This window comes from Paenibacillus sp. (assembly GCF_031177825.1).
Taxonomy (GTDB): domain Bacteria; phylum Bacillota; class Bacilli; order Paenibacillales; family YIM-B00363; genus Paenibacillus_AE.
Genome location: NZ_JAPSKE010000022.1, coordinates 89,039 through 97,779 on the forward strand (window position 1 = coordinate 89,039; position 8,741 = coordinate 97,779).

Here is an 8,741-nt window from a genome sequence, read left to right on the forward strand (position 1 = left end):
GTCAAGTTCCTCCTTACCACAAGCTGGTTTCCGTCAGTTTCTTGGCGATCCGGTTCACGCTTACCAGCAAAATGACGTTGATCGCCGAGTTAAACAATCCTACCGCTGCAGAGAAGCTGTACTGCGCCTTCTGAATCCCTTGCTCGTACACATAAGTCGGTATGATATTCGATGTCGCATAGTTGAGGTCGCTTTGCATCAGGAAAGCCTTTTCAAAACCAACGCTCATCATGTTGCCTAGCGCGAGAACGAGCAGGATAATAATCGTCGGTAAGATTCCCGGGATATCTACGTTCAGGATCCGCTGCATTTTGCTCGCACCGTCCATAATGGCCGCCTCGTGCAACTCCGGATTGACGCCGGCCAGCGCCGCCAAATAAATAATTGTCGCAAACCCCGTCTCCTGCCAAATTCCCGACAGCACGTATAGAGGTCTGAACCAATCTTCGTCCGCCATGAACAGGATCGGCTCCCCGCCGAAGAAGGCGACGATGTGATTGACGATCCCGCTGTTCGGGGACAAAAACACATGCAGCATCCCGACCAATACCACGGTGGATATAAAATGCGGCGCGTAGATTACCGTCTGCACGAATTTTTTGTACCGCTTCGCCAGCATCTGGTTCAGCATCAACGCGACGATGATCGGCATCGGAAAGCCGAAAAGAAGCGAAAGCATGCTTAAGGAGAGCGTGTTTTGCATGATAGGCCAGAAATTGTACGATTCGAAGAAGCGGATAAAATGCTCGAACCCGACCCACTCGCTCTCCCAAATGCCGACGCTTGCCCGGAAATCCTTAAAGGCGATCTGGAGGCCGTACATCGGGTAATATTTAAAGATGAGATAAAGGATCACCGTCGGCAGGATGAACAAGTAAAGCTCGTAATTTTGCTTCATTTTGACCCACGTTTTGTTTGACGACGGACTCGCTTTCACCATTGCCCGGGCCTCGCCGTTCGTCGAAAGGCTCATTCGATCTCCCCCATTGGTAGTTTGAAACGTTTCCAATTGTTTTGAAACGTTTCCAATAATATCTACGTGAAACGTTCATCGGCGGTGAAGCACCCTTAGGTCGTCTCGCCCGCTCTGAACGTAACTGGGATTCTGTATGTCTCTTGGTCCAATGAATCGCCGCCGATTTTCTTCAGAAGAAGCTTAACCGCCGTACGCGCCATCTCCTCCACCGGCTGCCGAATCGTCGATAAGACGGGATGAAAATACGGATGGTCTTGAATACCGTCGTAACCGATGACTCGAATATCCGACGGGACCTTTACGCCTGCGGCTTTGGCGATTTCAATAAACCTCGCGGCTACCATATCCGTGATCGCGAATACGCCGTCCACATCCTTATGCGTTTCGAGAAACTGGCGGAATGTGTCGTCGTTCAACAATGCATCGTCCGACTCCGCTTCGAAGACGATATGCTCCACGCCCATCGTGTTCGCTTCATGCACGAAGCCTTGCTTTCGCAGCATCGTTTCGCTGTAAGCCATAGGCACGCTGCCCAAGAACGCCGGCTTTTGCGCTCCGGCCTTCACTAGCTCTCTCAATGCCATGCAGCCCCCGCCGAAATTATCCGAGGTCACGCAAGTGATTTCTTTCATGAAATGGCGATCGATGCTAATGATCGGGATCCCGCTGCTGACGCTGTCCTCGATATCGTTGTAGGTAATGCCGACGATACCGGCGACCTTATTTTGCTGCAGCATATCGAAGTAATAAAGCTCTTTCTCCGGCTTCCCCCCGCTGTTGCACAGCATGAGCTTAAACCCCTCTTGGTCCAACTCGTCCTCGATGTAATACGCGAGTTCCGAGAAGAACGGATGCCAGATGCTCGGCAGCAAAAGCGCGACCATCTTCGATTTCTGCATTTTGAAATTTCGCGCCACTTCGTTCGGCACATAATTTAGTTGCTCGATCGCCGCCAGCACCTTATTGCGCGTTACCGGCTTCACCGCTCCGGCATTGTTGATCACTCTAGACACGGTACCGACAGCGACACCGGCCAAATTCGCGACATCCTTAATGCTGGTCATGCTGTTACCTCCGCTGCTGTCCTTGATCATCTAACGATTTGATCATAACACCAGTTTGGAAACGTTTCAATAGTTATTTTTGAAACGTTTTCATAAGCGTGCTGGATTCATATTCTTATTACCTCCTTTGTGTGTGTAAATGGGTCAGACGAATACATCCCGGTAGCTTTATTTGCCAATCCAATCGTATTCCATCGCTTTCAAGCCATCTCCCTGAACAATGGAAAAAGGCCGCCGAGGCAGCCTTTATTTATTGCGATTGTGTCACTTCTCTACATTGCATCCCCTGTCTTCGTGGGCGAAACGTGCTTAGACCTTACCAGTAAGAAGTATGCGAGTATTGCACTGGCGCTCGACAATAAGATAATGACGCCCAACGGAACGGCAGTGTCTTCTCCCGCTATGCCAACCAACGGAGCGACGACCGCGCCTAGCAGGAATGGAATGACGCCAAGCATCGCGGCGGCGCTGCCGGCCATGCGAGCTTGACTCTCCATCGCAAGAGGGAATGCAGCCGTCGATGTAATACCGATTGCGGCTACAAAGAAAAACAATGGGATCACCAATGTGAAGAGCGGTCCATGGACGATGGCTACCACTAAGACAGCGACGCTTGCCAATAAGGCAAGCCATAAACCGAATATCAGAAAGGAGCGTTCGGATACGCGATGCGCCATTCGTCCGACGATTTGAGAGCCGATGATCAGGCTGATGCCGTTCGAACCGAACAAAAGAGCGAATACGGTGGGTGTGACCCCATAAATATTTTGATAAATAAAGGGCGTTCCCGAAACATACGCGAAAACCCCCGCGATCATAATGCCCTGCGTCAGCATGTAGCCTAAAAACTGACGATCTCGCAAAAGCAAACCAAAGCTGCGCAGCTGATGCGCGAAATTTGTAGGACTACGGCGATCGGATGGCAGCGTCTCCCGCAAACGCCATTTGGTCATGATCAATAAGTACGTTCCTAACAGAGCTAACGCGATAAACACACCGATCCATGTCGTGAAACTAAGAACTCCGCTGCCCGCAACCGGAGCCACGAGAGGCCCTAGATTGCTTACGACCAAAAGCAACGAGAAAAATTTAGTGAGCTCTTTCCCGCTGTACAGGTCCCGTGCGATCGCGCGAGAAATGACAATGCCCGCCGAAGCGGCAAACCCCTGCACAAACCGGAATACGATCAACAGCCCCATATTCGGCGAGAATGCGCAAGCTAACGAGGAGGCTACGTAAACGACCATGGAAATAAGCAAGGGAGATCGTCTGCCGTATACGTCGCTCAAGGAGCCCATCACAAGTTGGCCTACGCCAAGTCCAAGTAAACAAGCGGTGAGACTGAACTGAACGAGCGACGCCGTCGAATCGAATCGCTTCACAATCTCCGGGAATGCCGGTAAATACATATCGATCGTAAAAGGACCGAGTGTCGAAAATAATCCCAGCAGCAAAGCCAGTCTGACCGCATGCCGGTTGTTTTTATTGCTCATATTATAGAGAATCTCCTTGTTTTCTGTTCATTCGTGCGAACTCTCCAACGAAAGAGGCACACCCATGTAGGCGTGCCCCTAATATTTCACCAGGATGAATCGTTATTCGTCGCTCATCGTACTGATGTCGATTACGAATCGATACCGGACATCCGAGGCTAAAACGCGCTCCCATGCCTCATCGATCCGGTTGGCGGAAATCACCTCGATCTCTGCCGCAATGCCGTGTTCGGCGCAGAAGTTAAGCATTTCCTGCGTTTCGCGGATTCCGCCGATCATCGATCCGGCGAACGAGCGACGACGCCCGACGAGCGAGAATACGTTGACCGACAACGGATCCGCCGGCGCTCCGACATTGACGAGCGTACCGTCCAACGCCAGCAACGAAAGGTAGGCATCCACATCGATCTTTGCGCTCACCGTATTCACGATGAGGTCGAACGAACCGGCCAGCTTCTTGAACGTCTCCGGATCGTTCGTGGCGTAATAATGGTCCGCGCCAAGCCGCGCCCCGTCTTCTTTCTTCTTCAAGGATTGCGATAAAACGGTAACCTCCGCCCCCATGGCATGAGCGATCTTCACAGCCATATGTCCAAGCCCGCCAAGGCCGACGACAGCTACCTTCTTGCCGGGAGAGGCTCCCCAACGGCGCAGCGGCGAATACGTAGTAATGCCGGCACACAAAAGCGGCGCGGCGGCGTCAAGTTCGATCCCGTCCGGAATGCGAACGACGAAATCTTCGGTTACGACGATGTGGGTGGAGTAACCGCCCTGCGTATATTGCCCGTACTTGTCGATCGCCCCATAGGTGCCCGTCATTCCATGAAGGCAATATTGCTCCTCACCCTTCCGGCAAGGATCGCACGTTCGGCAGGAGTCGACCATGCAGCCGACCCCGACCCGGTCTCCGACGGCATACGTTGTGACTTCCGAACCGACCTCGGTAACGATTCCGGCGATCTCGTGCCCTGGCACGAGAGGATAGTTTACAGGTCCCCACTCCCCGCGAGCCGTATGGATGTCGGAATGGCAAATGCCTGCGTACTTAATCTCAATGAGGACGTCATGCGGCTCAAGCTCCCTGCGCTCGATCGCGGTCCGTTTGAACGGGCCTTCCGGACCGAATACAGCACGTGCATTAGCATGAATCATATATAATCTCCTGTTTCCGTGAATTTGTAATGAATCAAACTTTCTTATTGTCCGCCTTGCGATCATTATAAAGTTAAACAGAGTACATGCAATGGTTAAAAATACGAAAAACGTTGATATATGAACAATGACATCAAAAGTGTTAATTATCTCCGTAAGCTTTCATGCCGCTAGGGGTTTTTAATCACGATCCGGTCAGGCTTGATATGGATCATCGCTGACTTTTTCCATCCAATCGACCGCCTTGCCGTCAAGACGCTCTTGGAGGGCAATGTGAGTCATCGCCATGGTCGAAGAAGCGCCATGCCAATGTTTCTCCCCCGGAGGGAACCAGACTACGTCGCCGGGGCGAATCTCCTCGATCGGACCTCCCCAACGTTGAACCCGTCCGACGCCCGCGGTTACGATCAACGTTTGACCCAACGGATGCGTATGCCATGCCGTTCGCGCGCCAGGCTCGAACGTCACGCTCGCTCCTGCTGCGCGTGCAGGATCGGGCGCCTCGAATAAGGGATCGATACGAACCGTTCCGGTAAAATATTCGGCCGGTCCCTTGCGGGAAGGCCGCGAGCCGATTCTTTTGATTTCCATTTTCCAATCCCCCCAACTTGCGAATTAGGTTTTACACAGCTTCATAAGCCTTCAGCACATTCTCCTTGAAAGAGGCGCTCCGGTGTATGAGTACCCCCGAAGCGCTTGTTACTTCAAATTCTCGGTATAGAATGCTTCCAACTTGTCGAATGGAATGACATTCGTTTTATCGTACTTTTTCCCTCTCTTCTTATTTCATTCCTAGACCACATCGATCCTGCTGGCGGACATGCTGCGTTTCGCGAATACTAATAAATAACACGAAGCGGATAAACAAAAATCATTGCTTAGTCAACTCATGTCTATTATTATAAGTTCAAGAAAAATTGAATCAATGGTTAAAAAAACGTAAAACGTTGATTAATAAACAAAGCATTCAAAAGTGTCAATGAACTGGGAAGGCTAGGTGACGATTTCGATGAACAAACTGGACCGTAGAATTCTCAAGACCCAGGAATCCTTGAAAAAAGCGGTTATCGAACTGATGTCGGAAAAAAGTTTCGATGAGATTACCATTCAGGACATTGCGGACCGGGCGAACGTAAATCGCGGAACCATATATCTCCATTACCAGGACAAATACGATTTATTGGATAAACTCATAGAAACGCACTTGAATGAATTAGGGGATATGGATCAGTGGGCGTGCGAGTTGGATTGGGTCGATGCTCTCGTCCCTTACTTCGAATACTTCGAGAAAAATTACTTATTCTTTTCGACCATGCTGGCGAGCAAAGAGGGGAAAGGGGCTCCGTCCTCTTTCAGAACTCGGCTCCTTGCATCTTTTATGGAAGGATTCAAAGGCGAGATCGACAGAGAAAGCGGCAAGAATGGGGAATTAAGCGAAGATGTGTTGTTGCAATTTACCGGAACCGCTTATGTAGGGGTCATCGAATGGTGGATCCGAAACGGAATGCCGTATCCGCCGCAAGCGATGGCCAAACAAGTCGGGACATTGTTAGGGAGAAGCCTATAATCACGCCACGCTGGGAATTGCGCGCGCAAAAATAAGCACCTTATTTGAAGGGGTCCTTCACATAAGGTGCTTACTATATTCTTTCCCATCGCAATGTTCTCGTATATAGAGATGGGGCGTTTAACGGTTCAAGTTGTTGTTACTCATCTTCGAACAACTTCTCTCCGCGATGGAGGCGCCATGCAATTCTCGCCGTATGGGGCGTCTCGCGGGATGTCGGAGCGTGCGCCGCCAAATAACGGGTAACCGCAAGAATCAACGTTTCGCGGGCTTTCTCCGCGAACGGTCCCGATTCGGAAGACCAGCGATCATATTCCGCCACGGCCGCCTCGTACATCTGGAAGGAGTGGAATTCCGCATCCTCTCGAAGCAGCGCATGCCCCAATATGTTGAATAGTGGCTCCGGCTTTCCGCCGCTGCGCAAATACCGGATCACCCATGCCGCCGCCGACGCCACCTGCTGCTGCTTGTCGAGAATCTCAAGCAGCTCCGCGGGCTGCGGCACTTCTTCAGCCGCGCCAATTCCAACCGGTCTCGGGGCAGCCGGGATGTTCAAAAAGCGGTCGAGGTAAATCGTAGCCGCCGTATGGAAAATGCCGCGAACCAACCATGGATCGGCGGAACGGATCAACCCTTCGTGAACGGCGTGAGCATGCGTAAACGTGTGTAGCACAGAAATCCAGTCCCCGAAATCGTTTTGCGTATGAAAGCGGACGACCCGTTCCGCCGCAGCCAGAACGGCAATTTGCGAGAGGCGCACCGGCGAGGCGCCGCTGAGCAAAGCTTCCTTCAGTACGATTACCGTCCGAAGCGGATCGTCACCGAGCAACGCTTGGAGCAGTTCCTCGTCGTCGATGACGGAGCCCTCTTTTCCAGAAGAAATGCCCTTATCAGTCAGCTCTTCGAAAGCTTCCTTCAACGGCTGGACCAAATTGACCGGAGACTGCCAGCTGTGCAGCTCTTCGCTTCGCGAGGCGTCTCCGAACATCGGAACGAGCGAGGCGAGAATATCCTTACGATGCTCGTGCCCGACATACTTCAAGCTCTCGAATGCTTTATTATGGAAGTCCAGCGTATGGCCCCCATTAATGTAGAAATGGTCCGTCGCCGCCATGCCCATCATAGAGAACAATCGCTTCTCATCTGCCCCCGCTTGCACGGCGGTCAGCAACACCCGTTCCGCGCCGCGCGTATCCCGAACCTCGATGCAATCGCGGTACCATTTCATCAACCGTTCCTCGGAGACGCCATGATTCGGAAGCGGATCGAGCAAGAAGCGTGTTCCGCTTCCGGCCGAGTCGCGCGCGGCGGCCAGCAATCCTTGAAACAACGCAAGGATACGGCCTTGTTTGTCAAGCTTAGGCAGGACGTTAGCCATTGCAGTCAGAATCGTTAATCCGGAGCCCCACCCTTGTCTGCGCTGTTTGACGCCGAATTCGATTCCTATCGCCGCGATTTCCGTTTCGGGAACGCCCGCCTCCATTAATCCGACGATGGCCTTGGCAATGACAAGACCGATATTTTGCTCAAGGCCTCTCAGAAGGCGGTCTTTATAAAGCTGCAATTGGTTGCCGTTCCGGGATTTAGGGTCGACCCATATCAATCCGTCATGAACGGTTGTATCGTGCAGCGGAACATCGTCCGCCCATGGGTCGAGCGTTCCGCCGCTGCATACGTCGAACCTCGCATGATGCCAATGGCAAGTCAAAATTCCTTCGCATAAACTTCCCATATGGAGCGGAAAGCCGAGGTGAGGGCACCGGTTGTCAAGCGCGTACACGTCATCCTCGTGGTAGAAAACTACGATGCCTCCCTTGATCAGCTTCGGACCTTGATCCCGAAGCTCTTCTACCGTACCTGCCTGGATCCAACCATTCATGAAAACGCCTCCAATTCCCGCGATTATTGTACCTTCCTTTCCTTGTCTATAACATATATTATTCCGAAAACTTTTTAAACACTTATATTTATAAAGTGGTAATTTTTTACGTTGATTTGGGCGCCAACCTGTTGCAGCATGTCGTGGTAAGCGTGAGACGTGTACTGGAATCCTTGGTCGCTGTGAACGATCAATCCAGTCACGTCTTTCGTTTTTGTGAAAGCCTTATTGAACGTCTCAAGGACGAGCTGGTTGTCATTTCGCAAACTCGCATGATAGGCCACCGTCTCGTTGTTAAACAGATCCTTGATGACCGAGAGGTATACCCACGTGTCATAAACGCGATATTGGGTCACATCTGTCACCCATTTTTGATTAGGCTTGTCGGCTTTGAAATTGCGTTTCAGAACGTTATCTGCGACGCGGCCACCCAAGGATGAAGTATAGTTGCTTCGCTGCTTACGACGAATCTTCGCCTGTAATCGGGTCTGTCAAGAATTTTGTGTAAACACTCCTAAAAGAAAATCTATGGACCGCTTAAGGTAGATGAGGTCCAATTCGGTCGGGGAAGAAGACTGAAAGCTGCAGCAGAATCTGTCCCCAGTTTTGG

General features: G+C 51.4%; 8 protein-coding genes. 1 reads left to right on the forward strand and 7 read right to left on the reverse strand.

What is annotated here, in order from left to right; translation table 11 throughout:
- Window positions 1–13: 13 nt before the first annotated feature.
- The 5 genes from RIN49_RS21345 to RIN49_RS21365 form a co-directional block, all read right to left on the reverse strand.
- Window positions 14–940, reverse strand: coding sequence for an ABC transporter permease (locus RIN49_RS21345; protein ID WP_309122184.1), 927 nt, complete (start codon window positions 938–940; stop codon window positions 14–16).
- A gap of 128 nt (window positions 941–1,068) precedes the next feature.
- Entirely contained in the window at window positions 1,069–2,040 is a 972-nt protein-coding gene (locus tag RIN49_RS21350) for a LacI family DNA-binding transcriptional regulator (protein ID WP_309122175.1), read from the reverse strand.
- A gap of 272 nt (window positions 2,041–2,312) precedes the next feature.
- Entirely contained in the window at window positions 2,313–3,533 is a 1,221-nt protein-coding gene (locus RIN49_RS21355) for a multidrug effflux MFS transporter (protein ID WP_309122176.1), read from the reverse strand.
- Window positions 3,534–3,635: 102 nt separating this feature from the next.
- Window positions 3,636–4,685, reverse strand: a complete 1,050-nt coding sequence (locus RIN49_RS21360) for an NAD(P)-dependent alcohol dehydrogenase (RefSeq protein ID WP_309122177.1) — start codon at window positions 4,683–4,685, stop codon at window positions 3,636–3,638.
- Window positions 4,686–4,880: 195 nt separating this feature from the next.
- Window positions 4,881–5,276: a (R)-mandelonitrile lyase gene (locus tag RIN49_RS21365; RefSeq protein WP_309122178.1), complete on the reverse strand. Its 396-nt coding sequence runs from the start codon at window positions 5,274–5,276 to the stop codon at window positions 4,881–4,883.
- A 418-nt stretch (window positions 5,277–5,694) separates the two neighbouring features.
- Between RIN49_RS21365 and RIN49_RS21370 the strand changes: the two genes are divergently transcribed.
- Window positions 5,695–6,252 carry a TetR/AcrR family transcriptional regulator gene (locus RIN49_RS21370; RefSeq protein ID WP_309122179.1) on the forward strand — a complete coding sequence of 186 codons (558 nt, stop codon included), beginning with the start codon at window positions 5,695–5,697 and terminating at the stop codon, window positions 6,250–6,252.
- 139 nt (window positions 6,253–6,391) lie between these two features.
- Here the strand turns inward: RIN49_RS21370 and RIN49_RS21375 are convergent, their stop codons facing one another.
- Together RIN49_RS21375 and RIN49_RS21380 are read right to left on the reverse strand one after the other, a co-directional pair.
- On the reverse strand, window positions 6,392–8,131 hold the full coding sequence (locus RIN49_RS21375; protein WP_309122180.1) for a Rieske (2Fe-2S) protein: 1,740 nt from the start codon (window positions 8,129–8,131) through the stop codon (window positions 6,392–6,394).
- Between the two features lie 74 nt (window positions 8,132–8,205).
- Window positions 8,206–8,565 carry a DDE-type integrase/transposase/recombinase gene (locus RIN49_RS21380; RefSeq protein ID WP_375295271.1) on the reverse strand — a complete coding sequence of 120 codons (360 nt, stop codon included), beginning with the start codon at window positions 8,563–8,565 and terminating at the stop codon, window positions 8,206–8,208.
- Between the last annotated feature and the right edge of the window lie 176 nt (window positions 8,566–8,741).